The organism is Streptomyces sp. T12, from assembly GCF_028736035.1.
Classification (GTDB): domain Bacteria; phylum Actinomycetota; class Actinomycetes; order Streptomycetales; family Streptomycetaceae; genus Streptomyces.
On record NZ_CP117866.1, the window covers coordinates 5673616 to 5699273 of the forward strand.

At 70.5% G+C, this 25658-nt stretch carries 16 protein-coding genes and 4 pseudogenes; 7 read left to right on the forward strand and 13 right to left on the reverse strand.

The window, feature by feature from the left end:
* Positions 1-276: 276 nt before the first annotated feature.
* Genes PBV52_RS25520 through PBV52_RS25530 form a run of 3 tightly spaced genes read right to left on the reverse strand, consistent with a single transcriptional unit; the run spans position 277 to position 4441 of the window.
* On the reverse strand, positions 277-1809 hold the full coding sequence (locus PBV52_RS25520; RefSeq protein WP_274241333.1) for an aldehyde dehydrogenase family protein: 1533 nt from the start codon (positions 1807-1809) through the stop codon (positions 277-279).
* On the reverse strand, positions 1806-3215 hold the full coding sequence (locus PBV52_RS25525; protein WP_274241334.1) for a 2-oxoadipate dioxygenase/decarboxylase family protein: 1410 nt from the start codon (positions 3213-3215) through the stop codon (positions 1806-1808). Before PBV52_RS25525 ends, PBV52_RS25520 begins: the two co-directional genes overlap by 4 nt.
* 26 nt (positions 3216-3241) lie before the next feature.
* The gene (locus tag PBV52_RS25530) at positions 3242-4441 is read right to left on the reverse strand and encodes an FAD-binding oxidoreductase (protein ID WP_274241335.1); all 1200 of its coding nucleotides are present in this window, start codon (positions 4439-4441) and stop codon (positions 3242-3244) included.
* Positions 4442-4573: 132 nt separating this feature from the next.
* Here PBV52_RS25530 and PBV52_RS25535 point away from each other — a divergent pair, with 132 nt between their 5' ends.
* Positions 4574-5488 (forward strand): LysR family transcriptional regulator, encoded by a 915-nt coding sequence (locus PBV52_RS25535; RefSeq protein ID WP_274241336.1) that lies wholly within the window; start codon positions 4574-4576, stop codon positions 5486-5488.
* Positions 5489-5786: 298 nt separating this feature from the next.
* Positions 5787-7187, forward strand: a complete 1401-nt coding sequence (locus PBV52_RS25540) for an amino acid permease (RefSeq protein ID WP_274249565.1) — start codon at positions 5787-5789, stop codon at positions 7185-7187.
* A 72-nt stretch (positions 7188-7259) separates the two neighbouring features.
* Here PBV52_RS25540 and PBV52_RS25545 read toward each other — a convergent pair whose 3' ends face one another.
* Positions 7260-8183 (reverse strand): LysR family transcriptional regulator, encoded by a 924-nt coding sequence (locus tag PBV52_RS25545; protein ID WP_274241337.1) that lies wholly within the window; start codon positions 8181-8183, stop codon positions 7260-7262.
* 154 nt (positions 8184-8337) lie between these two features.
* Here PBV52_RS25545 and PBV52_RS25550 point away from each other — a divergent pair, with 154 nt between their 5' ends.
* Together PBV52_RS25550 and PBV52_RS25555 are read left to right on the forward strand one after the other, a co-directional pair.
* Positions 8338-11280, forward strand: a complete 2943-nt coding sequence (locus PBV52_RS25550) for an FAD-binding and (Fe-S)-binding domain-containing protein (RefSeq protein ID WP_274241338.1) — start codon at positions 8338-8340, stop codon at positions 11278-11280.
* On the forward strand, positions 11273-12424 hold the full coding sequence (locus PBV52_RS25555; RefSeq protein WP_274241339.1) for a Glu/Leu/Phe/Val dehydrogenase: 1152 nt from the start codon (positions 11273-11275) through the stop codon (positions 12422-12424). Before PBV52_RS25550 ends, PBV52_RS25555 begins: the two co-directional genes overlap by 8 nt.
* A gap of 382 nt (positions 12425-12806) precedes the next feature.
* Here the strand turns inward: PBV52_RS25555 and PBV52_RS25560 are convergent, their stop codons facing one another.
* Together PBV52_RS25560 and PBV52_RS25565 are read right to left on the reverse strand one after the other, a co-directional pair.
* Complete coding sequence (locus tag PBV52_RS25560) at positions 12807-13985, reverse strand: LCP family protein (protein WP_274241340.1); 1179 nt, start codon at positions 13983-13985, stop codon at positions 12807-12809.
* 14 nt (positions 13986-13999) lie between these two features.
* Entirely contained in the window at positions 14000-16099 is a 2100-nt protein-coding gene (locus PBV52_RS25565; protein WP_274241341.1) for a bifunctional polysaccharide deacetylase/glycosyltransferase family 2 protein, read from the reverse strand.
* 569 nt (positions 16100-16668) lie between these two features.
* On the opposite strand from PBV52_RS25565, the pseudogene PBV52_RS25570 reads away from it, so the two are divergent.
* Positions 16669-17157, forward strand: a pseudogene (locus PBV52_RS25570) (ferric reductase-like transmembrane domain-containing protein); the annotation flags it as partial.
* A 389-nt stretch (positions 17158-17546) separates the two neighbouring features.
* Positions 17547-18430 (forward strand): annotated as a pseudogene (locus PBV52_RS25575) (tyrosine-type recombinase/integrase).
* A 106-nt stretch (positions 18431-18536) separates the two neighbouring features.
* Here the strand turns inward: PBV52_RS25575 and PBV52_RS25580 are convergent.
* From PBV52_RS25580 to PBV52_RS25590, 3 genes and pseudogenes are all read right to left on the reverse strand, one after another.
* Entirely contained in the window at positions 18537-18887 is a 351-nt protein-coding gene (locus PBV52_RS25580; RefSeq protein WP_274241343.1) for a hypothetical protein, read from the reverse strand.
* On the reverse strand, positions 18884-19396 hold the full coding sequence (locus PBV52_RS25585) for a DUF6232 family protein (RefSeq protein ID WP_274241344.1): 513 nt from the start codon (positions 19394-19396) through the stop codon (positions 18884-18886). The genes PBV52_RS25580 and PBV52_RS25585 overlap by 4 nt, the downstream gene beginning before the upstream one ends.
* Before the next feature lie 205 nt (positions 19397-19601).
* Positions 19602-20048, reverse strand: a pseudogene (locus PBV52_RS25590) (Tn3 family transposase); the annotation flags it as partial.
* A gap of 13 nt (positions 20049-20061) precedes the next feature.
* Here PBV52_RS25590 and PBV52_RS25595 point away from each other — a divergent pair.
* A pseudogene (locus PBV52_RS25595) lies at positions 20062-20175 on the forward strand (FMN-binding protein); the annotation flags it as partial.
* Between the two features lie 22 nt (positions 20176-20197).
* Here PBV52_RS25595 and PBV52_RS25600 read toward each other — a convergent pair.
* The 4 genes from PBV52_RS25600 to PBV52_RS25615 all read right to left on the reverse strand — a co-directional run bounded on the left by PBV52_RS25600 (position 20198) and on the right by PBV52_RS25615 (position 25648).
* Complete coding sequence (locus PBV52_RS25600) at positions 20198-21169, reverse strand: ABC transporter substrate-binding protein (protein WP_274241345.1); 972 nt, start codon at positions 21167-21169, stop codon at positions 20198-20200.
* A gap of 73 nt (positions 21170-21242) precedes the next feature.
* The gene (locus tag PBV52_RS25605) at positions 21243-22073 is read right to left on the reverse strand and encodes a formylglycine-generating enzyme family protein (protein ID WP_274249567.1); all 831 of its coding nucleotides are present in this window, start codon (positions 22071-22073) and stop codon (positions 21243-21245) included.
* A gap of 86 nt (positions 22074-22159) precedes the next feature.
* Positions 22160-24532 (reverse strand): arylsulfatase, encoded by a 2373-nt coding sequence (locus PBV52_RS25610; RefSeq protein ID WP_274241346.1) that lies wholly within the window; start codon positions 24530-24532, stop codon positions 22160-22162.
* 234 nt (positions 24533-24766) lie between these two features.
* Positions 24767-25648, reverse strand: coding sequence for a LysR family transcriptional regulator (locus PBV52_RS25615; RefSeq protein WP_274241347.1), 882 nt, complete (start codon positions 25646-25648; stop codon positions 24767-24769).
* Between the last annotated feature and the right edge of the window lie 10 nt (positions 25649-25658).

Below are 25658 nucleotides of genomic sequence, written 5' to 3' on the forward strand. Positions count from 1 at the left end.
GTCCCCGTGGCCAACCCCAACAGGGTCGGTCGCTGGCAGCACCGTGACGTGCAGCGACTAACTTGGATGGCAAACGACCGCTGCCGGGGGAGGCCCGGTCTGTAGCGCGCATCCGGCGGTTGGAGACGCGACCACGATGTTGACCTGCGTGTGAAGCCGAACTTCTGGCCGCCACGCGAGGCCAACCGTCGGCTGCTGCGTGCCCTTGCCAAGCGGTGGCCCGGGCCGCGCCCCGCGATGAACGGCGACCCGGCCGAGCCACCCGGTGCCGGCTCGTCAGAGGAAGCTGACGTTCTGGGCGAGCGCGAGGCGGCTCGAATAGTTGATGGTGTTGGTGGCCGGGCGCATGTAGGCCCGCCAGGCGTCGGAGCCGGACTCGCGACCGCCGCCGGTCTCCTTCTCACCGCCGAAGGCACCGCCGATCTCCGCTCCGGAGGTACCGATGTTGACGTTGGCGATACCGCAGTCGGAGCCCTCGGAGGAGAGGAAGCGCTCGGCCTCCTGCTGGTCGCGGGTGAAGATGCTGGAGGACAGGCCCTGGGGGACGTCGTTGTGCAGCGCGACGGCCTCCTCGAAGGTGTCGTAGGTCAGCACGTAGAGGATGGGGGCGAAGGTCTCCTGCCGTACGACGTCGGTCTGTTCGTCGACACGGACGATGACCGGCTCGGCGTAGGCGGCCCGGGGTGCCGTTTCGGTCAGGCGGCGCCCGCCGCCCACGAGCACCTTGCCGCCCTGCGCCTGCGCGCGGGCGACCGAGTCCTGCATGGCGTCGAACGCGGTGGTGGAGATGAGGGGGCCGACCAGCGTGCCCTCGTCGAACGGGTCGCCGATGGGGAGCTTGGCGTACGCCGCGGTCAGGCGGGCGACCAGCGTGTCCGCGATGTCGCGGTGGACGATCAGACGGCGCAGGGTGGTGCAGCGCTGCCCCGCCGTGCCCGCCGCGGCGAAGACGATGCCCTGCACGGCGAGGTCGAGGTCGGCCGAGGGGGCGACGACGGCGGCGTTGTTGCCGCCGAGCTCCAGCAGGCTGCGTCCGAAGCGGGCCGCGACCCGGGGGCCGACCTCGCGGCCCATGCGGGTGGAGCCGGTGGCGCTGACGAGCGCGACGCGCGGGTCGTCCACGAGCTTCTCACCGATGGCGCGGTCGCCGAGGAGGAGGCGGTGCACGTCCCGGGGAGCGCCGACCTCTTCGACCGCCTGGGCCAGCAGCCGGTCGCAGGCCACGGAGATCAGCGGGGTGAGTTCCGACGGCTTCCAGATCACCGTGTCACCGCAGGCCAGCGCCACTGCCGTGTTCCACGACCACACTGCGGCCGGGAAGTTGAACGCGGAGATGACCCCGACGACCCCGAGCGGGTGCCAGGTCTCGGCGAGGCGGTGGCCGGGGCGCTCGGAGGCGATGGTGCGGCCGTAGAGCTGGCGGGACAGACCGACCGCGAACTCGCAGATGTCGATCATCTCCTGGACCTCGCCCAGCGCCTCCGAGCGGATCTTGCCCGCCTCGATGGTGATGAGGTCGGCGAGGTCGCTCTTGTGCTCGCGCAGCAACTCGCCCAGGCGACGCACGAGTTCGCCTCGTCGGGGAGCGGGCGTGGTGCGCCAGGTGAGGAACGCCTCGCGGGTGGCGGCCAGGGCCTCCTCTACGTCGTCGGCGGTCGCGGCGGCCAGGCCGAACAGGTCATCGCCGGTGATGGGCGTACGGGCCTGGAAGTCGGTGCCCTCCGCCACGCTCGCGCCGATGCGCTCCAGGCTCGCCAGGGCGCGGGCGCGCAGGTCCTCGGTGGTGGGCAGGGCGGTCGTGCCGGTCATGATGCTCCCTTGAGGGTGGTGAGGTGCAGTTCCCCGGCGACCTGCGCGAGGGACTCGTTCTGCTGCCGCTCGTACAGGGCGAAGGGGTCGAGGACTTCGCGGTCGATGGCGCCGGAGAGCCAGTCGCTGTCGTAGGCGGCGCCTTGCTGTTCGTTGTCGCGGGAGCCCGCGTCGCTGAGGTTGGACTGGAAGATGCCCGCCGCCGAGCGGGGCAGGAAGTCCTCGTAGACGATGGGCTCGGCCCGTACCCAGCCCTGGGTCAGCAGGTCGCCGAGGGCCTCGGGCGGGCGGCTGCCGTCGCGGGGGCGGTCGGGCGCGACGCTGTAGGTGAAGTACGCCAACTCCTGGGCAGCGAGCTCGCGTTCGGTGCCGGGGACGTGCTCCGCCCACAGGGTGCGGGCGAGTTCGGCCCGGTCGGCACCGGGGTGCGCACTCGCCTGCTGGTCGACGAGGGTGAGCAGCCGGTCGTAGAGCGCCCGGCCCTCGCGCGTCACGGCGATACCGCGCGCCTCGACCTCGCCGAACCGCACGCGCAGGGCGCCGCTGGTGACGCTGCCGTCCGTGAGGCGCAGGGCGCGGGGTTCGGCCAGGGCCCGGAAGGACGTCTGGCGCAGGAGGATGTCGGGGCCCTTCCAGGCCGGCGGGCCCTGGATGGTGTCGATCATCTCGATGCCGCGTTCGGTCATACGGCGGTACAGCTCGTCGATGTCCAGGACGCGCGGGGTGAGGTGGTTGATGTGGGTGCTGCGGACGCCGCCGATGTCCGCGGCGACGGCGGAGACCCGCTCCAGGGTCTCGTACCAGGCCTTGCCGATCGGTTCGGTCGACAACTCGAAGGCGGCGACGGCCAGTTGGAGGAACCGCTCGGCGTCGTCCTCGGGCAGTTCCTGCTCCGCCTCCGCCCGGTCGGCCAGGGCCAGCAGCTCCGGCGGGAACAGTTCGCGGCCGGCGAGGAACGTCTCCAAGCGGGCGCGCAGGTCGGCGTCGAAGAAGCGCGGGTCGGCGGGGGTGAGCATGGACGTGAAGACGCGGAACGGGTTGCGGGCCAGCTCCTCCCCGTCGACGGGACGGAACGCGGTCGATACGACCGGTACCGCGCTGGCGGCGGCCTCGCGCAGGTCGTAGAAGCCGACCGGGCGCATGCCCAGGGCGCCGAACACGCGGGCGACCTGGGAGAGTTCGGCGGGGGTGCCGACGCGGATGGCGCCGTGGCGTTCCGCGGTCACGCGGCTGATGGAGCCGAGGCGTTCGGCGTCGGCGCCCTGGGCGCGCAGGACGTCCTCGTTCACCTCGCGCGAGACGTCCACGAGCGTGTTGTAGGCGGGGACCTCACGGCCGTACATCTCGGAGAGCCGCGCGGCGAAGGCGGCGCGTAGCTGCCACTGGCTGATCGTCTGGCTGACCATCGAAGGGGCCCTTCCTGTCGGGGAGTTCACACCACGTGGGCTTCGGGGCGGATCTCCGCTCCGGTCCGGAAGCGGTCGGCGCTGAGCGGGGAGATGTCGACGAAGGGGGCGCGGCCGAGGTGGAGGTCGCGGACGATCTCGCCGACGGCGGGGGCCTGGAGGAAGCCGTGGCCCGAGAAGCCGGTGGCGTAGAGGAAGTTGGGGAGTTCGCCGGAGCGGCCGATCAGGGCGTTGTGGTCGGGGGTGACCTCGTACAGGCCGGCCCAGCCGTCGGCGATCGCCATGTCGGCCAGGGCCGGGGCCCTGTCCCGGGCGACGTCCCGGAACAGCTCCAGCCACTCCGGGGTCCAGGTGGTGTCGAAGCCGTCCGGCTGGGCGGGGTCGGCGAGGCCGAACAGCAGGCCGTCGTCGCTGTTGTGGAAGTAGGCCGAGGACGCGAAGTCGATGGTGAAGGGGATGCGGGGCGCCGGGGGAGTGAGGGGCTCGGTGAAGGCGAGCTGGCGGCGCACCGGCCGTACGGGGAGGTCGACGCCGGCCATGGCGCCGATCCGTCCGGACCAGGCGCCCGCCGTACAGATGACGGTGGCGCAGGCGATGCGGCCGCGGTCGGTGTGGACGGCGGTGACGCGGTCGCCGGCGGTGTCGATGCCGGTCACGCTGGTGTGGGTGGCGAAGGCGACGCCGGCCCGGGCGGCGGCGTCGGCGTACCCCTGGACGACGAGTGCGGGGCGGGCGTGGCCGTCGGTGGGGGAGAAGGCGGCGGCCAGGAGGCCGTCGGTGCTGATGTAGGGGCAGAGGCGGTGTGCCTCGTCCGGGCCGATCATGCGGGTGGGGACGCCCAGGCTGTTCTGGATGCCGACGCTCGCCTCGAAGTCGATGGCCTGCTGTTCGGTGGTGAGCAGGAAGAGGTAGCCGACGCTGTCCAGGCGGATGTCGGCGCCGGGGCGGTGCGGGAAGTCCTGGAAGGCGCGCAGGCTCCGGTCACCCAGCTCGATGTTGAGCGGATCGGAGAACTGGGCGCGCACTCCGCCGATCGGCTTGCCCGAACTGCCGCTGCACAGTTCGTCGCGCTCGACCACGACGACGTCGGTCACGCCCGCTTCGGCGAGGTGGAAGGCGATGCTGGCGCCCATCACCCCGCCCCCGGTGATCACGACATCGGCGGTGGACGGAACGGTGCCAAAGGCGGAGGAGGAAGGAGAGGGGGAGGGGGAGGAGCTGGACAAGGGTCGTCCTTCCGGAGGGAGGGAGAAAGACGCTGATCAGCTAGCTGTCCGTCATCGTGGCGCAACCCAACCGTTGACGTCCATGAACAGTTCTTGCTGCTGATCTATTAGCTTCTCTATAAGTTTCTCTCTATGGACTGGACGAGTTCCCAGCTGCGTTCCCTGGTCGAACTGACCCGGCGCGGCACCATCACCGCGGTCGCCCAGGCCCTCGGGTACACCCCCGGCGGGGTCTCGCAGCAGATCGCCGCGCTGGAGAAGGCCACCGGCATGGAGCTGCTGCGGCGGGTGGGCCGGCGGGTCGAGCTGACCGACGCCGGGAGGACGCTGGCCCTGCACGCCGAGCGGATCCTGTCCACGGAGGCCGAGGCCGTGGAGGCACTGGAGCGCAGCCGCGGCGAAATCTCCGGGGTGCTGCGGGTCGGTCTGTTCGCCACGGCCGCCGCCGAGATCCTGCCGCTCGCCCTGCGGCGCGTTAACGAGACCCATCCCGGGCTCGACGTGCACAGCCGCGACATGGACGTCGACGAGGTGTACGACGCCGTCGCCTCCGGCGCCGTGGACCTGGCTCTCGGCCTGGACTACCCCGACGTACCCATCCCGCGCGACCCCGCCCTGCGGGTGACGCAGCTGTACCGGGAGCGGTTCGCCCTCGCCGTGCCCACCGGGTCGATGGCCGGCGTCGAGGAGATCTCCCTGGCCGACACCCAGCACCTGCGCTGGATCCTGCCGTGGGCCGACAGCTACTACGGCCGTGCCGTGCGCACCGCCTGCCGGCGGGCGGGCGTCGAGCCGGACGTACGGCATGAGGTGATCGACACCGCGGCCACCCTGGCGCTGGTCGAGGCGGGCATCGGGGTGAGCACGGTGACGGATCTGATGCTCAGGCTGCGCGCCTCGCGCTTCGACGTGGTGCGGCTGCGCGAGACGGTCGAGCGGCACATCGTCGTGGTGTTCCGCTCCTCCGCTGAGCGCCGGCCGACGGTGGCGGCGCTCCTCGACGTGCTGCGGGCGGTGGCCGAATCCCGGCGTGACACCTCGGGGTAGCACGGGTTTCGCCGAGGTTTCGCTTGCTCTTCGGCGGGGGTGCACCAGATTTGCTTGCCCTCAGGGACGCAAGTTGTCGCGCTCCAGTGCCTTCTGCGGACCGGGATCCTGCGTGATGGTTTCAGGCCAGTGGTGACCCCCGCCACGACAGCGGCCGGCGAGGCCGCCGTTGCCTGACAGGGAGCGAGCGATGTCCCCCGACTCCACCCCGAAATCCGCTCTTCCGCCGTTGCTGGGAAGAGGCCCGCAGGGCGTCTTCCGGCGCACCCTCCCCTCCGAACAGCCCACCGGCGAGCGCATGGTGCGCACGCTCGGCCTCCTCCAGCTGACGATGATCGGCATCGGCGCCATCATCGGGGCGGGCATCTTCAGCCTCGCCGCGGCCGTGGCCAAGGAGGACGCCGGTCCGGCCGTACTCATCTCGTTCCTGGTGGCCGGGGCCGCGTCGCTGTGCGCCGCCTTCGCCTACGCCGAGTTCGCCGGGATGGTCCCGAAGGCCGGCTCGTCGTACACCTACTGCGCGGCAGTCCTCGGCGAACTCGTCGGCTGGATCGTCGGCTGGGACCTGCTCCTGGAGTACACGGCCATCGTCGCCGTCGTCGCGATCGGCATGTCCGGCTATCTCGGCTTCTTGTTGAACGCGGTCGGCATCGACCTGCCGACCTGGGCCATGGGCGCCCCCGGCACCGGAGACGGGCACAAGGTCGACCTGCTCGCCATCGTGATCTGCCTCGGGGTGGCCTGGCTGCTGACCCGCGGCACTCGCACCTCGGCCCGGGTGGAGACGGTGCTGACCATCGTCAAGATCGCCATCGTGCTGCTCGTCATCGTGGTCGGCTTCACCAAGATCAACGCCGACAACCTGTCCCCCTTCGCGCCCTTCGGTCTCAACGGGGCGTTCACCGGGGCGGCGACGGTCTTCTTCGCGGTCTTCGGCTACGACGCGCTCAGCACCGCCGCAGAGGAGTCGGTGGAGGCGCGGAAGAAGCTGCCGAAGGCGATGATGATCTCGCTGGCGGTCTCCATGGGCCTCTACGTCCTGGTCTGCATCGTGCTCACCGGCATCCAGCACTACAGCGATCTCAACCCGAACAGCGGCATCTCCAGCGCTTTCGCGAGCGTCGGGCTGAACGGGTTCGCCAACGTCATCGCCGTCGGCGCCGTCATCGGCATCGTCACCGTGACCTTCTCCTTCATGATGGGCGCCTCCCGCCTGTGGTACGCCCTCAGCCGGGACGGCCTGATGCCGGCCTGGTTCGGTGCCATCCACCCCAAGCGCAAGGTCCCGCACCGCGCGACCTGGGTCATCGGCGTCGTGTCCGCGGTGCTGGCGGGCGTGCTGCCCATCAACGCCGTGGCCGAACTCACCAACATCGGCGTCCTGTTGGCCTTCGTGGTCGTCTCCGCGGCCGTCCTGGTCCTGCGCTACAGGAAGCCGGACCTCAAGCGCGGCTTCCGCTGTCCGGGCATGCCGTTCGTGCCGATCCTCGGCATGGTCTTCTCCGTCTGGCTGATGTCGTTCCTGGAGTGGGAGACCTGGTTCCGGCTGGGCATCTGGCTGGTCGTGGGCCTGGTCATCTACGCCGCCTACGGCTACCGGCGTACGCGCCAGGTCATGCCGGGCGGGTCGGTGGACCTCGACGCGCTCAATGAGATGTCGGACTCGGACGAACCGGATGCGCGGCTCGCGCCCCTTTAGGGGTGCGGGGCTGTATCGATATGCGGCTCCGCCGCGTGGGCGCGACCGGCCCCCCACCGGCCCGCAGGTTCACTACGGTGCTTCCTGCGGCTCGGCTGGTTGCAGAAACGGCTCGTCCACAGGGACCGCACGCCGCAGCGACTCCAGCATCGTGGCCAGCAGCGGATTGCTGTTCTCGCTGCGGTGCAGGGCCATCACGGTGCGGTGCGCGGAGCGCTGGGTGACCCGCGTGGCCTCGATGGTGTCCTTCGGCGCGTGGCCGAGTGCCGGCACCACCGCCACTCCGAGTCCCGCGGACACCAACTCCCGTACGACGTCGTAGTTGTTGCTGCGGCAGGCGACCGCGGCCTCGAACCCGGCCGCCGCACACAGCCGTACGGTCGACCGGGCGCCGGCGGTGCCCTCGCGGCTGGTGATCCAGCGGGCCCGGGACAGGTGGGGGAGTTGCGCGCTCAGGCCGCTGCCCCGGGCGCGGAGCAGCACGAGGTCCTCCCTCAGCAGCCGGTGGTGGGTCAGACCATCGGGCCAGGGGTGGGGGCTGAGTCCGTACTCGTACACCAAAGCGACGTCCAGGTCGCCGTCGCCGAGTGCGGCGACCAGTTCCTCGGGCTCGCCCTCCTCCAGCTGGATCTGGGCGCGGGGGTGGCTGTCGACGAACGCCGACAGGGCGGACGGTACGAGCCGGACGCCGGCGGTGGGAAAGCTGCCCAGCCGCAGCCGGCCGGTGACACCGGTGGCCAGCTCCTGTACGTGGTGATCGAGGTCGTCCAGGGCGGCCAGCACCCGGTCACTGAGGTCGACCAGGCGGTAGGCGGCGGCCGTCGGACGGATCCCATGGGCCTCGCGCTCGAACAGGACGAGGCCGGTCTCCTTCTCCAGGGCGGAGATCTGCTGGGAGATCGCGGACGCGGTGTAGCCGAGGTCGCGGGCCGCGATCGCGAACGACCCGCTGCGGACGACGGCCTTCAGTGTGAGCAGGTGCAGGGGCTTCAGCACACGGCCTCCTCATTGATGGGGTCAAGCGTAAGCAGTGCTTGCCCTCAAGCGTCAATTCTTTCGCTCTGCTGGCCCTTGTGGGTGACCCCGCCCGGCCCACATCGTGGTGAGGACCAGGGCGAACGCGCCTGGTGGGCAAGGAGGAGCGAGCACAGTGACCACGACAGCGCCGGGCCGGCCCGGCCTCGACGCGGCGGCTGTGGCCGCGGCCCTCGCCGGAGAGGACTGCGGAGAGGTCGCCGGTGACGCGGGCCGCCGGGCACAGTACTCGGCCGACGCCTCCAACTACCGGCAGATCCCGCTCGCCGTGGTCTTCCCCTGCGAGCGGCGGCACGTCCTCAACGCCCTCGCCGTGTGCCGCCGCCTGGGCGTGCCGGTCACCTCGCGCGGGGCCGGCACCAGCACCTCCGGCCAGGCGGTGGGCGCGGGCGTGGTGCTGGACTTCTCCCGTCACTTCAACCGGCTGCTCGCGCTGGACCCGCAGGAACGGACCGCCACGGTGCAGCCGGGCATCGTCCTGGACGATCTGCAGAGCGCGGCCTTTGCCCACGGACTCCTCTTCGGCGCCGACCCGTCCACCCACAGCCGCTGCACGCTCGGCGGCATGATCGGCAACAACGCCTGCGGATCGCACTCCCTGGCCTGGGGACGCACCGCCGACAACGTCCTGGAACTCGAAGTGGTCACCTACCGGGGCACGGTGGTCCGGCTCGGCGAGATGACCCAGCGGGAGATCGACGAGGCCATCGCCGCCGGCGACGACCGCGGACAGCTGATCGCGTCCCTGCACCGGCTCGCCCAGGACAACCTGGCGGCGCTGCGTACCAAGCTGGGCCAATTCCCGCGGCAGGTCTCGGGCTACGCGCTGGAACACCTGCTGCCGGAACGCCGCTTCAACCTCGCCCGCGCCCTGGTCGGCAGCGAGGGCACGCTCGCCGTCGTCCTGTCGGCGACCGTCCGCCTGATCTCCCCGCCCCCCGCCCGGGCCCTGGTCGTCCTCGGCTTCCAGGACGCCGGCGCCGCGGCCGACGCCGTACCCGCCCTGCTGGACCACGAGTTGCTGGCCCTTGAGGGACTCGACCAGGCGCTGACCGATATCGTCACCCGCCCCGAGACCCGCGCGACGATCGACACCCTGCCCACCGCCCGGGCCTGGCTGTTCGCCGAACTCGGCGGTACGGCAGAGGAGTTGTCCCGCCGCGCCAACGAACTCACCGAGACCGCCCGGCAGGCCGCGGGCTGCACCGGAAGCGAGATCGTCACCGATCCGGCCCGTGCCCGACGGCTGTGGCGGATCCGCGAGGACGGAGCGGGCCTGGCGACCCGCATGCCCGACGGCTCGGAAGCCTGGCCCGGCTGGGAGGACGCGGCCGTCCCGCCCGGTCAACTCGGCTCCTACCTCCGCCAGTTCACCCGGCTGCTGGACCAGCACGACCTGCGGGGCGCGGTATACGGCCACTTCGGCGAGGGCTGCCTGCACGTCCGTATCGACTTCGACTTCACCACCGAACAGGGCACCGCCGTCTTTCGCGCCTTCGTCACCGACGCGGCCAAGCTCGTCACCGCGCACGGCGGCTCCCTGTCCGGCGAACACGGCGACGGCCAGGCCCGCTCCGAGCTGCTGCCGCTGATGTACGGGCCCGAAGTCATCGCCCTGTTCGAGGAGTTCAAGGAGATCTGGGACCCCGACAACGGCCTGAACCCCGGCATGATCGTGCGGCCGCTGCCGGTCGACGGCAACCTGCGTGTCAGCGCGCACCGCACTCCGCTGCCGCTGGTTTCCTCCTCAAGAGGCTTCGCCTTCCACGCCGACGACGGCGACTTCGCCAAGGCCACCCGCCGCTGTGTCGGCGTCGGCAAGTGCCGTACCGCCGCCCACCGCGGCGACGTCATGTGCCCCAGCTACCGGGTCACCCTCGACGAGAAGGACTCCACCCGGGGCCGGGCCCGCCTGCTGTACGAGATGACCCAGGGCGAGGTGATCACCGACGGCTGGCGGTCGACCGAGGTCCGCGACGCCCTCGACCTGTGCCTGTCCTGCAAGGGGTGCAGCGCTGACTGCCCGGTGGAGGTGGACATGGCCACGTACAAGTCGGAGTTCCTGTACCACCACTACAAGGGGCGAGTCCGGCCCGCCTCGCACTACACGATGGGCTGGCTGCCGCTGCTGTCCCGCGCCGCCGCCCGGATGCCGCGCCTGGTCAACGCCCTGACCTCCTCCCGACTGGCCCCGCTCCTCAAGCGGCTCGGCGGCATCGACGGCCGGCGCGAGATCCCGCGCTTCGCCGACGAGACCTTCCTCGCCCGGTTCCGCCGCCGCACACCGAAGGGGGACGGCCACCGGGGCCCGGTCATGCTGTGGGTCGACTCCTTCAACAACCACTTCACACCCGAGGTCCTCGAAGCCGGGGTCGCGGTACTGGAGGACGCCGGCTTCCGGGTCCAGGTCCCCGACGGCACCCAGTGCTGCGGACTGACCTGGATCACCACCGGCCAGCTGGGCATCGCCCGACGCATGGCGCGGCGCACCGTCAACGCCCTTGCCTCAGCCGCCGATTCGGGAACTCCGGTCGTCGGTCTCGAACCCAGCTGCACAGCGGCCCTCAAGACCGACCTGCCCGAACTGCTGGACGGCGACGACCGTGCCCGCGCCCTGGCCGCAGCCACCGTCACACTCGCCGAACTCCTGGTCCGGCACGCACCCGACTGGCAGCCCCCGCGTATCGACGCCCGGTCGATCAGCCAGACCCACTGCCACCAGCACGCCACCTCCGGCTTCGGCGCCGACAGCGCACTGCTGCACCGCATGGGCGTCGACAACACCACGATCGCATCCGGGTGTTGCGGCCTGGCCGGCAACTTCGGCTTCGAACGCGGCCACTACGACGTCTCCGTCGCCGCGGGCGAGCAGGTCCTGCTCCCCGCCGTACGCTCCGCCGCCCCCGGCACACACGTCCTCGCCGACGGATTCAGCTGCCGCACCCAGATCGCCCAGCAGACCGACCGCACCGGCACCCACCTCGCGCAGCTCATCGCGCGAGCCCTGCCTCCCGCCACCGAGCTTCCCGCTACCGACAAGGAACACATCCGTGACTGACGCACTCTCCCTCGTCGACGACTGGGGCCCCGAGAAGATCGTCGTCGTCTCCCACCGCCGTACCGGCATGAAGGGCGTCCTGGTCATCGACAACACCGCCCGGGGCATCGGCAAGGGCGGAACCCGTATGAGCCCCACGGTGACCGTCGACGAGGTGGCGCGCCTCGCCCGGGTCATGACGTGGAAGTGGGCGAGCGCCGATCTCTTCTACGGCGGCGCCAAGGCCGGCATCGTCGCCGCCCCGGCCTCCCCGGACAAGGAGGCGATCCTGCGCGCCTTCGCCCGCGCCCTGTCCAACGAGGTGCCCCGCGAGTACGTGATGGGGCTCGACATGGGGCTGACCGAGAGCGACGCCGCGATCATCCAGGACGAACTGGGCGACCGCGGGGCCGCCGTGGGCACCCCCGAGCACCTCGGCGGAGTCGCGTACGACAAGCTCGGCGTCACCGGCTACGGGGTCGCCGAGAGCACCGATGCCGCAGCCCAGCGCCTGGGCCTGCCCCTCGGCGGGGCACGCGTCGCCATCCAGGGTTTCGGCGCCGTCGGCAGCGCGGCGGCCCGGCGGTTCTCCGAACTCGGGGCCACCGTCGTGGCGGTCTCCACCGCCCACGGGGCCCTGCACGACCCCACCGGACTCGACGTCGACGACCTCCTGACGGCCCGCGAGGAGCACGGCGACCACTTCGTTACCCGCCGCCCGGTCCGGGGCACCACGCTCGCCTCCGGCGCGGAACTCACCGTGGACTGCGACATCCTGGTGCCCGCGGCGCTTCAGGACGTCATCGACCACAGCACCGCGCACGAGATCAAGGCCCGGCTCGTCGTCGAAGGTGCCAACCTGCCCACGTCCGTGGACGCCCAGGACATCCTCGACCGGCGCGGCATCACCGTGGTCCCCGACTTCGTCGCCAACGCCGGAGGTGTCGTCGCCGCCGCCTTCGCGATGGACGCCCGCTACTCCGGCTTCCGCCCCGACACCACCGCCATCTTCGAGACCATCTCGACGAGGCTGCGCGCCAACACGGTCACCGTCCTCGACGAGGCCGAGCGCTGTCACGTCACCCCGCACGCCGCCGGCCGCGCTCTGGCCGAGCAGCGCGTCCGTACCGCGATGCGGAGCAAGGGGCGCCTGCCCCGCGACTGACGACGCGGCGGTAGCCTGGGTCACTTTCCGTCGGCGCGGGTCGCACGCCGTACCAGGTTCACCCAGGTCGCCTGGAGACGTGCGACAAGGACCCCGCACCCGGCGCCCAGGTCCGCGTCGGCGGCAACTGGAGCCTGCTCGTGATCGGCGCCCTCTGGGTGACGTTCCGCGTCGGCCGTGCGCTGTGTGAGTACCGAGTCCGCGCCCCAGGTCGACGGCGACCGCCCGGCCGGACGTCGGTGACGCGGCCACTCCCCGAACCTCTCTCCGCGCCGCCCTTGACTCCCCCCGGGAGCGGCACGGAGAGGGCCGGGGCGGCCGGGGCTCCGCCACGCACGGGGGCCCGGCCGCCCCACACACCCTTCGGACCGGCGGCGGCCGGTCAGCCCTTCTCCGCGATGCTCACCGGCCGGTCGTTCCGCAGCGCGGTGAAGAGCCGTTTCGCCTTCGCCGCGTCCCATTTCACGGCGCTGCCCTTCGACGTGCTGATGCCGACTCCGGCCACGGGGACGCTGAGCTGCCGACCGTCCCCGGACGAGACGCTCCTCATCGCCTGGAACAGCGAGACGAGGGTGCGCGGCTCCATGTCCTTGTCCACCACGAGGGTGTCCAGCGCCGCGCCCAGCAGGGGATACGCCCGGAACGGATTGAGCGCGGTGCCCGGTGTGGCCGCCTTGTGGGCGAGCGCGGCGAGGAACTTCTGCTGGTTCCTGCTGCGCCCCAGGTCGCCCTGGGCCTCCTGGTGCCGCTGGCGGACGAACGCGAGTGCCTGGGCGCCGTCCAGGGTGTGGCAGCCCTTCGTCAGGTCGAGACCCGACTTCTTGTCCTTGATGTCCCGGTCCACGCACATGTCCACGCCGCCGACGGCGTCCACGACACCGACGAAGCCGCCGAAGCCGATCTCCGCGTAGTGGTCGACGCGCAGGCCCGTGTTGAGCTCGACGGTCCGCACGAGCAGCCGGGCGCCGCCCAGGGAGTAGGCCGCGTTCAGCTTGTTCTTCGCCGCGCGGTGCCGCTTTCCGGTGTCGGGGTCGAGGTACGACGGGAGGGTCACCCACGAGTCGCGGGGCAGGCTCACCAGCGTGGTGCCGTGGGCGCCGGTGTGCAGCAGCATCATCGAGTCGGTACGGCCGCCGCCGCCACCGCCGGCGTGCAGATCCTTCCTGTCCTGCTCGGACAGGCCGTCACGGTTGTCGGAGCCCACGATGAGGTACGTGGTCCCCTTCCCCTGCGGCGGACGGTCACCGGCCTCGCCGAGGTCGACCGCCCGGTCGAGCTCGAAGTCGGCCCAGGCGTACGTGCCGCCGCCGGTGAGGAGCAGCGCGCCGAGCAGCAGCGCCAGCAGGCGTGCGATACGGCGGCGCCGGCTGGGGCGTACCCAAGGGGGGCGTGTGCTGCGGGTGTGGCCACCGCCGGGCTGCGCCCCGTTCGGGCTCGGGACGGGTTCCTCGTACGGCCGTATCTGTTCCGTCTGTGCGATGAGCTGTCCCGTGAGCACTCGTGGCGCCTGTGTCTCCCCGTTCCAGCCGCTCATGGGCTGCATGGGTTCCATCGGTTCCATGGGTTCCCCCCTGATCACCTCGACGACAGCTCCCGGGCGGCGACCGGCTGTCTCAGCTGCTCCGTGGCGGCCGTGCCCGCACGCTGCATGCGGTGCCACTTCAGCCGGGTGCCGCCCAGGAGGGCGAACACGGACTGGATGACGACCAGATACATCAGCTGCCGGTAGACGAAGAGCTGGAACGGCATCGACCACAGGGCCCGCAGCTTCTCCCTGTCGAGCCTCAACGCGTAACCGGCACACAGCAGTTGGAGGACGAGGAAGGCGAGCCACACCCCCAGCGCCTGCGCGGGATCGGTGAAGAGCGCGCCGTACAGCGCGAACAGGTCGACGACCGGGGCCATCAGCGGCATGACCACCTGAAAGAGCATCAGGTAGGTCAGCCCGCGGCGCGCGAAGCGTCCGGCGGTGCCCACTTCGAGGACGGCTCCGCGGTGCTTCCACATCGCCTGGAGCGTGCCGTAGCACCAGCGGTAGCGCTGCCGCCACAACTGCCGTAGCGAGGTGGGCACTTCGGTCCAGGCGATGGACGACTCCTCGTAGACCACCCGCCAGCCGGCCCGCCACAGGGCCATCGTGAGGTCGGTGTCCTCGGCGAGGGTGTCCTCGCTGACCCCGCCGACGCCCATCAGCGCGTCCCGCCGGAAGGCGCCGATGGCTCCCGGCACCGTCGGCATGCACTCCAGCACCTCGAACATCCGCCGGTCGAGGTTGAAGCCGAAGACGTACTCCAGGTGCTGCCATCTGCCCAGGAGCCCGCGCCGGTTGCCGACCTTGGTGTTGCCGCTGACGGCGCCGACGGCCGGGTGCGCGAGCGGCTGGATGAGCCGGTACAGGGCGTCGGGCTCGAAGACGGTGTCGGCGTCGACCATCACGACGATGTCGTACGAGGCGTGCGCCAGGCCGGTGTTGAGCGCGGCCGCCTTGCCTGAATTGGGCTGCCGGATCACCCGCACGCGCGGGTCGTTGATCCAGGTGGCGAGGTCCGCGGTCTGATCCGTCGACCCGTCGTCGATCACGATGACCTCGAGGCCCCAGTGCGTGGACGCGAGCAGCGAACGGACCGTGGACTCGATGCCGGCCTCTTCGTTGTACGCCGGTACGAGCACCGTCACGGGTGCGTCGACCTCCCGCAGCCGGGGCGAGCCGGGACGGAAGCGGGTCAGGCGCCGGACGTGGGCGCGGGCGAACACGGTCAGCATCACCAGCCGCAGCACGCCCAGCGCGCCCAGCGCGAGCAGCACCCAGGTCATGGCGTTCGTGAACGCGTGACCGGCGGTCGTGGTCCAGATCAGCGCCTTGCCCTGCCAGCGTTCGGCGGTGGACACCCGTGTGTCGGCCGAGGGCATGCCGAGCGCGTCCGTGACGGTGGTGAACCGGTCGGCGTGCGGGTTGCCGAGCAGGTCCTTCGTCTCGTCGTACGCCAGGTCCGTCTGGCTGAACTGGCGGACCATGCCGTACTTCGGATCGCGGTCGGGCCGGTCCGCGGCGACCACCACGTAGCCGTTCGCGGCGGCGCGGCGGGCCGCCGACCACTCGGCGCCGCACAGCGTGTCCACCTGGGTGGTCAGCGGCATCCGCAGCAGGTCGGTGCGGATGCCCGCCGAACCGGCGAGGGTCTTTTCGGTGAGCGTCAGCTCCATCGCGGTGCGCACGCGCGACGAGGAACCGAGGTCGGCGCCGGTGTACGTGTGCGAGCCGATCTCGTGGCCCTCGTCGAGGATCCGCCGTACCAGTTCCGGATGGCGTGCCGCCTCGGCACCCAACAAGAAGAAGGTCGCGTGCGCGTGATGCCTGCGCAGCAGGTCGAGGAGGCGCGGGGTCCAGTAGGGATCGGGTCCGCCGTCGTAGGTGAGCGCGACGGTACGGGCGGGCACGGCCGAGGACTCGACGTCGTTCCCGCTGATACGGCGCAGGACCGGGCCGCTCTCGTCCACGGCCTCGGGTACGGGCCTGGTGCAGGGGAGGCGTGTTTTGGCGGCGTCGACCTCATGGATGGTCCAGCCCTCGAAGAGCAGGGCGGCGAAGACGACGGACAGGGTGAGGGCCAGCAGCCGCCAGTGACGGCGGGGCTCGCGGGAGCGGGCGTGGCGGCGTCGTGTCGAGCGGCTCACGCCACACTCCTTGGAGTGACGTTAATCACAGCTGAATCGAGGGCTGTTCGGTGGGAGCCGGGGGTGGCCGTGAGTGCTCCGAGTGCGGTGCGGACGGGCGAGCCGAGCCCGTGTCCGAGACCGCGTGAACCGGCGGGAGGTGTCGATCTGACGGCGCGGACAGCGGTGAGTGCGGTGGCACTCCACGTGCTCTTCACAGAGTTGTCGAAGGTGTTGGCACCCGATGAAGGCGCGTGCGTTATCTGCTGGTTTGTCTTCCGGCCGAGCTGTTGCATGGGCGGCGAGTGTAGCCACGAGTGATGCCGCGGGTGTGTCCGAAAGGGGAGGTCGTCCACCGCGACACGGAGGGTGTGACACTCGGCCCTGCCGGTGCGCTGGACTAGGTGGATGTGGGGAAGTGGGCCCTTGTGCGCCCTCCCCGGCGGTGGATCTCCTGTAGGCCGTGGCCCGTCTTCATCGACTGTTTTCAGCCACCCGGCCGGTGTACGTGCTGGGCCACCGAAGTCGGCAAAGGGAAGAACAGCCTTGTGACGGCGATCCAGCACAGCCGGGCGGGAAGACGGCAGGCCATGCGTCGGATCCGGCCCCGCCGTCCCCCCGCGGCACCGCTGCTGGGGCTCGCCTGGACGGGCGCCGCCGCCGTGCTGTGGCTGTGGTGGCGGGGCACCCCGGCCGTCGCCGCGACCACCGCCGACCGGCTGGTGAACGCGGGCCGGATCACCGGACTGCTGGCCGGCTATGTGATCGCTCTGGTGATCGCCCAGATGGCGCGCATCCCAGCCCTGGAACGCCGGGTCGGATCCGACCGCGTGGTCCGATGGCACGCGAGGACCGGCCGCTACGCGCTCTGCCTGACCCTCGCCCATGTCGTGCTGATCCTGTACGGATACGCGCTGCAGGCGGACACCGGCATCGTGGCGCAGACGGTCTCCGTCGTCACCGAATACCCGAGGATGGTCGAAGCGGCCGTCGGCACGCTCCTGCTGCTCCTCGTCGGTTTCGTGTCCGCCGGTGCCGTACGCCGTCGTATGCGCTACCGGGATTCATTCGCCGTGCATCGGCCTTCTGGCCGGTGGTGAATCGAATCTGGTGATGGCGACGCGGAGAGTCGCGGATCCCTGTCCGGCGGAGCCGGACATCGCATGGTCGCCACCCGTGGTACGGAGTGCCGCGAAGGGCTTCCCGGCGAGTCGGGCGATGCTCACACGGGCCGGTTCCGCTGTTCGATGTACTGCTTGACCACGGAGAGCGGGGCGCCGCCCACGGTGCCGGCGAAGAACATCAGAACGAAAACCGGCGCTAAGGATCAGTCGGCCCTGGTGGATGGCTGACTGGGCATCGGTTCCGGAGGCCTCTTGAAGTCGTTGTGCAGATAACGCCCTATTCCCGGTGGGATCGCTGATCACGACCTGCGGCGACGTTCGCGGAGCTGCCCGCAGGGAAGGCGTTGAACGTCCGCACGGCGGCGGACGTGTTCCTCGACTCGCTCGACAACCCGAACACCCCGCGCTCGTACGGCATGGACGACGAGATCGGTGAGGCCCTTGAACTGCTGTGGGGCACCTCCGCGGTCAACACGTGGAACGCCCGTCGGGCAGGGGTGCTGTCGTGGCTGGGCTGGTGTGCCGAGCGCGGCTATGACGGCCCGGCGGTTCCGGCATGGGTGAAGCGGCTCACCCCGCCGGACTCCGAGACCCCCGCCCGTTCGAAGATGGCGGTCGACCGGTTGATCGCCCGCCGCGACGTCCACCTGCGGGAGAAGACGCTGTGGCGGATGCTGTATGAGACCTGCGCGCGGGCGGAGGAGATCCTCGGCGTCAACATCGAGGAGCTGGACCTGGCCGGGCGCAGGGCCCCGGTGAAGGCGAAGGGGGCCCGGCCGCGGACCCGGCGCCGGGGCGCCCCGCGTGAGGAGTTCGTGCTGGAGACCGTCTTCTGGGACGCCGGCACCGCCCGCCTGCTGCCCCGGCTGATCAAGGGCCGTACCCGGGGGCCGGTATTCGTCACCCACCGCAGGCCGGGCCCCGGCAAGGTTCTCAGCTCCCGTGACGTCTGCCCGGACACCGGGCTGGTGCGGCTGTCGTACGGGCAGGCCCGTGCCCTGCTGGATGCCCACACCTCGGTCGGCGGGGCGCCGGGCACGGGCTGGGACCTGCACGAGTACCGGCATTCGGGCCCTACGCACCTGGGTGAGGCCGGGGCCAGCCTGCCGATGCTGATGGCGAAGTCCCGGCACAAGAAGCCGGAGAACGTACGGAAGTACTTCCACTCTCGGCGGAGGCGATCGCCGAGGTCACGAGTCTGCTCGCGCCGGGGGACAGCAGACGGTGAGGCTCTACAGACCGGGACGCCGTGGGAACTCGGCCGCTGTCTCAAGGCCCGGGTTCGCTCCTTTGCCTACGGCGTAGGCCAGACCGTATCCACCAGGGCAGGCCCGTCAGCCCAGCAGCGCGAACAGCCGCCCCAGTGCCTCCAAGACGGGCCTGCCCACCTCGCCCACGGTCGCCGCGATCTGCGAGACGGACGCCAGGATCATGCCGCGCTCACGCAGGGCGGCCCGGTCGGGGGTGAGCGCGGGCAGCGCGTTCTCCACGGTCTGGGCCTGGTCCGGGGTGAGCACCGGGCGCAGGTCGTTGAGGAGGCGGGTGAGGTCCGTCACGGCGGCTTGGAGCTCGGTGTCCTGAGCGGTGCCGTCGTTCTGGACGACGGTGCCGTGGTTGATGCCGATGACCCTTTCGCCGCCGTTCACGTTGACGACGTCTCCGTAGTAGTTCGATGTGTCGCTCACAGTTTGATCCCCGTGTTTCCCCTGCCGCCGTTCATGTTGACGACAGAACCGAAGTTGTTCGTCGTGTTGTACTGCTCGAGGACGGCGGAGAACTCGTATTCCGGGTGGTCGATCGCGTACACGATCTGCCCGGCGATCGCCCGCAGTTCATCCATGGTCGGCAGGGTCAAGACCACCCTGGAACCGCTGTTCAGCTCGACGACCAGCACCGGCTTCCTCGACCAGAGCAGGACGGCGCAGACAATGACCAGGGTGAACAGGGTCAGGACGCCCGGGGCAGGGCCGCCGCCCCCGCCGCCCCCGTCCGTGGAGTCGAGCCGGGCGGAGACCAAGAAGGCGACGACCACCAACAGCAGGAAGTAGACGCCGGCCTTGCCCCAGGCGGGCTTCAGCCTGAACACTTCGACCCAGCTGACATTGCGCAACGGAACCGCCGCCGACCCCACCCACAGGATCTGCCGCTGGACCCGGAGTTCCAGCGGCTTTCCCCTGCGGGGAGGCAGCGGCATCGGCTGTACCTGAGGAGGCGGCTGAGACGGGGGCCGGGGCGGAAGCTGTGGCGGAGGCCCGGGAGGTGGTACGCCGATGCCGCCTGTGTGATCCATGGTCCCCCCGTGCTGTCGTCACAACCACCCGCTCAGTGCGTGGCGCGGGAGCATCATTAAGCCTGTGCGGGGTCGTGGGACGGCAGACGAGATACGGCCAATGTCATCGTCACTCGTCGTCGGCGGCGTCCGGGTCCCGCAGCGGCCGCAGGACGCCGGGCAGGTCGGGGAGCTGGAAGGAGTACCGGCCCAGCATGTTGATGTGGTGCCGTACGAACGGTGAGAGGCGGGCGACGTCCTCGTCACGGATGTCGAAGCCGTCCGCCCGTAGTTGGTGCACCGCGGCGTCCATGTACCGGGTGTTGAAGAGCACGAGGGCGTTGAGGACCAGGCCCAGGGCGCCGATCTGGTCTTCCAAGCCGTCCTGGTAGCGCTGGTAGAGCTGTCCGTGCCGGCCGTGGAAGATCTTGCGGGCGAGGGAGTGGCGGCCCTCCTGGAGGTTGGCCTGGCTCTTGATCTGGCGGCGGTAGCCGGGCTCGTCGGCCAGGCGCAGGATGTGCAGGGTCTTGGCGATCCGCCCGTAATGCGCGATCGCGTCACCGAGCGGGTCGGGCGCCCGTCCCGCGACAAAGGAGACGCTCCAGGCACAGAGCGCGGTCATCGACACGGTGTCGGGCGCCACGTACACCAGCGCGGGCTACAGACAGTCCTTGCAGAGCGCCCTGGACCGGGCCGGCGTCTGATACATCGACTTCTCGACCGGCACTAGCCGAGCCACGCCTTCACCTTGTCGGGGTGGGCCTCGACCCACTTCTTCGCCGCCGCCTCCGGTGTCATCTTGTCGAGCGCGATGTACTTGGCGACGGTGTTCTGGTCGTCATTGGTCCACGTGAAGTTCTTCACCAGGTCGTAGGCCGGGCTGCCCGATTTCGCGAACCGGGTGCTGACGATCTTGTCGAGGTCGAACACGGGATAGTCGCAGGCGACCTTCGCCGGGTCCGCGTCGCAGCCCTCCGTGTGCTTGGGCAGCTCGACGTGGGCCAGCGGCACCTCCGAGAAGAACCACTGTGGCTCGTAGAAGTAGCCGATCACCCACTTCTTGTTCTTCTCGGCGTCCCGGAAGGCCTGGATCAGCGCGGTCTCGCTGCCCGCGTACACCACCTTGAAGTCCAGCTTCAGGTTCTCCACCAGGGCCTCGTCGTTGGTCTGGTACGACGGGTCGCCGTCGAGGAGCTGGCCCTTGCTTCCCGACTCGGAGGTCTTGAAGTTCGCGGCGTACTTGTCGAGGTTCTTCCAGTTGGTGATGTCCGGGTACTTCTTCGCGATCCACGGAGGGATGTACCAGCCGATGATCCCCTTGTTGCCGGTCGGGCCGAGGGCGACGGCGGTCTTCTGCTCGGTGATGTACTTCTTCCTCAGGTCGTCGTGGCCCCAGTTCTCCACGATGGCGTCGACCTCGCCCGTCTCGAACCCCTGCCAGCCGATCTCCGCCTTCAGGTCCTTCTTGACCACCTTGCAGCCGAGTTCCTGCTCCGCGACGTAGGCGATGACGGCCGCGTTGGCCTCGTAGCCCACCCACGGGCTGACCGCGAGGTCGAAGGTGCCGCACTTGCCCGAACTGCCGTCCGCCGCGGCGGAGTCGTCACCGACCTTCGCCCCACCGCAGGCGGTCAGGGTGAGACCGAGTACGGCCATCCCCGCCGCACCGGGACGCCACAGTCTTGCTCGCTTTGCCATGGTCCTGCTCCTTGTGCGCGGGTGTATCGCGCCGTTGTCCGAGCGATGGAGTCGAAGATGGAGTCGAAAGGGGTCACGTCATGTCCAGGGCGCACCGGAACCCCACGTTGCCGGTTGCCGAGTCCGGGAACAGGCCCTGCCGCGCGGCGACCCGGTAGCGGCGGCAGTAGGACGCGTGGCAGAGATAGGAGCCGCCCTTCGTGACGCGCTGCTGTCCACCGGGGACACCGGGGGCGCCGGGGGCGCCGGAGGAAGGGGAGAACGGGTCCTCGCACCATTCCCAGACGTTGCCGGTGGCGTTGTACAGACCGAAGCCGCCCGGCTCGAAGGCGGTGACCGGACAGGTGCCGTACCAGCCGTCGGCCGTCGGGTGCCGGTTCGGGAAGTCGCCCTGCCACACGTTCATCCGGGGGCGGCCGCCCGGCTCGAACTCGTCGCCCCAGGGGAACACCTTCGCGTGCAGTCCCCCTCGGGCGGCGCGTTCCCATTCCGCCTCGGAGGGCAGGCGTTTGCCTGCCCAGGCGCAGTAGGCGCGGGCGTCGTCCCAGTCGACATGGACGACTGGGTGATCCGCCCGGTCCTCCCAGGTGGAGTGCGGCCCGTCGGGGTGGCGCCAGTCGGCGCCCTCGACCTGCCGCCACCAGGGCGCGCCCACCACGCCCCGGGTCGGCGGGAAGTCGTCCGGGAGCAGACCGGCGAAGACGAACGACCAGCCGATCCGCTCGGCCGAGGTGCGGTACCCGGTTTCGGCGGCGAAGCACGCGAACTGTGCGTTGGACACCGTGCAGGCGTCCATCCAGAACGCGTCGACGTACACCGTCCGCACCGGGCCTTCCCCGTCGGCCGGGTAGGCGAGTGCGTCCTCGCTGCCCATGAGGAACTCGCCGGCGGGGACGGCCACCATGCCCTCGGTGGCCGCCGGGCGGACGGTGGACTGCCCAGGTCCCGGTGCCCGGTCCGCGGCCCGGCCGCCGGACGGCGTGCAGCAGCTCACTGGGCCCCCATGACGCGCCGGTGCAGTCCGCCGTCGAACTCGGACGACTCGGTGCTCCGGTCGTCCAGATCGATGCGCACCGTGTGCAGGATCCCGGTGAACTCGTTGTCGAGGACCGGATAGTCGTCGGTCACCGGTGTACTCAGGTCCACCCCTACGTCGAGCGTCTCGTCGAAGGAGAAGTAGTACGGAATGGTCCGCTCGACCCGTCCGGTCGCGTGCTTCTCACCGTCCACCAGGAGCACGGCGGTCCCGCCCTTGCCGAGTCCTCCGCCGTCGTAGTCGAACTCGAGCCGGATCTCGTGCCGTCCGGGTGCCAGGGGCTCGCCGCCGCGCACGGTGTACAGGCTCATGCCGAAGTAGTTGTAGGCGTAGGCCGGCCTGCCCCCGGTGAAGTACAGGGCCCAGCCGCCGAACCGGCCGCCCTGCGCGATGAGCACGCCCTCGGCGGCCGCGCCCTCCGGCAGCTCGACGTCAGCCGTGATGCTGTGCGAGCGGTTCTTGACGTTGAGGGTCGTCTCCTCGGTGAACCGCCGCATTCCCGCGCGGTAGGTGACGGACGTCCGGTCGCCGAGCAGATCGATGCGGCCGGCCACGGCCGGGTTCTCCCGCTCGGTGACCCGGTCGTCCAGGGGGAACACCTGGTACTTCGCCGCCTCGATCAGGAACAGGTCCTGCAACTGGCGCAACTTCTCGGGGTGTTCGGCGGCGAGGTCGCGGGCCTGGCTCCAGTCGCGGTCGATGTCGTAGAGCTCCCAGACGTCGTCGGCGAACCTCCTGTCCTTGTCCGGCACCATCTCCCAGGGGATGCCGTGCCGGGTGACCGCCATCCAGCCGCCGTGGTAGATGCCCCGGTTGCCGCACATCTCGAAGTACTGGGTACGGCGGTGCTCGGGCGCCCGGGCGTCGGCGAGCGTCCGCCGCATGCTCGCCCCCTCGATGGGCTGCTGCGGCACCCCGTCCACGCTGAACGGCGCCGGGACTCCCACGCAGTCCAGGATCGTCGGCAGTACGTCGATCACGTGCGAGAACTGGTGACGCAACCCGCCGCGCTCGGGGACTCCCCGCGGCCAGTGCAGGATCATGCCGTCCCGGGTGCCGCCGAAGTGCGAGGCCACCTGCTTGGTCCACTGGTAGGGAGTGTTCAGTGCCAGCGCCCAGCCCGCCGGGGCGATCGGGTAGCTGAGCGGGCCGCCGATCTCGTCGAGGTGGTCGATCATCTCGTCCGGGTCGTCCACGATGCCGTGCCCCAGCCGGTGCTCGACGATCGTCCCCTCGATGCCTCCCTCGCCCGAGGCGCCGTTGTCACCGAGGATGTAGAGGACGATCGTGTCGTCCAGCTCGCCGAGTTCCTCCAGTGCGTCGAGGAACCTGCCGACCTGTACGTCGGCGTGCTCGGTGAAGCCCGCGAAGGTCTCCATGAACCTGGCCGCCAACCGGCGCTGGTTGTCGGTGAGTTCGTCCCAGTGCGGCACGCCCTCGGCCCAGGGCGCGAGTTCCGCGTCCTCGGGAACCACTCCGAGTTCCTTCTGCCGCTCCAGGGTCAGTTCGCGCTGGCGGTCCCAGCCGTGGTCGAACCGTCCCCGGTACTCCTCCTGCCACTCCCGGCCGACGTGCAGCGGAGCGTGTGCGGCACCCAGCGCGAGGTAGGTGAAGAACGGCCGGTCCGGAGTGAGCGTGCGTTGGGTGCGCACCCAGTCGATGGCGTGGTCGACGAGGTCCTCGGACAGGTGGTAGCCGTCCTCGGGCCGGCGATCCGGCTCGACGGGGGTGGTGCCCTGGTACAGCAGCGGGTACCAGTGGTTCATCTCGGCGCCCATGAACCCGTAGAAGGTGTCGAACCCCTCCCCGGTCGGCCAGCGGTCGAAGGGCCCGACCGCGCTGATCTCCCGCGGGGGTGTCTGGTGCCATTTGCCGAAGGCGGCCGTACTGTAGCCGTTGCCCTGCAGGATCTGGGCCATGGTCGCCGCGCTGCGCGGCCGGAACCCGTTGTACCCGGGGGCCGCGGTGGTCATCTCGGTGGTGCCGCCCATGCCCACCGAGTGGTGGTTGCGTCCGGTCAGCAGGGCCTGCCGGGTCGGCGAGCACAGGGCCGTCACGTGAAAGCGGGTGTAGCGCAGCCCGTTGTCCGCGAGCCGCTGCGCGGCCGGCATCTCACACGGTCCGCCGAACGCACCGGACGTGCCGAACCCGAGGTCGTCGACGAGCACGATCACCACGTTCGGCGCGCCCTCGGGCGGAGGGACCGGGCCGATGGGGGTGAAGGCGGTGAAGGCGGTCTCCTGGTCGTGGACGTCCATCGCGGTCGTCAGGGGCCGGCGGGTGTCCGGCCGCGGAAGTATGTGCCGGCCGGCGTCGAACTCAGTCATGTATTTCTCCGATTCGGGGCCCGGCGGGGAAATGTGACGCCTTCTTTTCGCGGCCGAACTACCGGCGTAACACAGCTGCCTTCAGCGACCTCCGGAATATCTCTGCCCGCGATGCAGTAAAAATGTCAGCCGCCGCCGACGCCGGTCAACAAGGCGCCCTGAATTCTCGTGAACCGGTTTTGAATGAAGGCAATAGAAGGCTTCTATACCCGCAGCAGGTGTGGGCAGCAGGTGTCAGTCCCGGGCGGGCGAGGACGCCAGGTCCACGAACGCCTGGGCGGCGGGAGACAGCGGGCCCGACCGCCAGACCAGCCGGCCGTGGCGCAGCAACCGGGGCCGATGGGACAGCATCCGGGCCCCGTGCAGGGCAGCGTCCCGGGCCATGGAGGCCGGCAGCAGGGCGGCGCCCACGCCGGAGAGGACCAGCGGCACGATCATCGCGCGGTGCGCGGTCTCCACCGCGATCCGCGGAGCCACGCCCAGCGCGGTGCACACGTCGTCCACCGCAGCCCGGGTCTCGGTGCCCGGCGGTGTCACGATCAGGTCCAGCGCGGCCAGTTCACGCGAGGTGATGGTGTCGCCCGCCGGATGCGGATGGTCCGCGGGCAGCACGACATGCATCTCCTGCTCCGGGAGGTCGATACCGCGCAGGTCCGCCGTGGTCACCGAGGCGTCCACCAGACCGAGTTCGCACTGCCCGGCCGCGACCATCTGCGCCACGGCAGGTCCCTGCTCCGGGTCGACCACACGCACGGAGACCTTCGGATGCGCGCGATGGAAGCGCCCCAGCATCCCGGCCAGCGGGTCGACCGAAAGGGTCGTCTGCGACACGATGTCGAGTCGGCCGCCGCTGAGCCCGAGGACTTCCCGGACCAGGGAACTGGCCGTGGACAGGTCGCGCAGGACCTGCTGGGCCGGCCGGACCAGCGCCTCACCGGCCGCGGTGAGGGCGACGCCGTGCGGGAGACGGTGAAACAGCCTGCCGCCGAATTCGCGCTCCAGGGACCGGATCGCATGCGACAGCGAGGGCTGGGCGACATGGAGCGCAATGGCCGCGGCGGTAAATCCGCCGTGCTCGACGACGGCTATGAAGTATTCCAGCTGGCGTCGTTCCATCGGGTCTCCG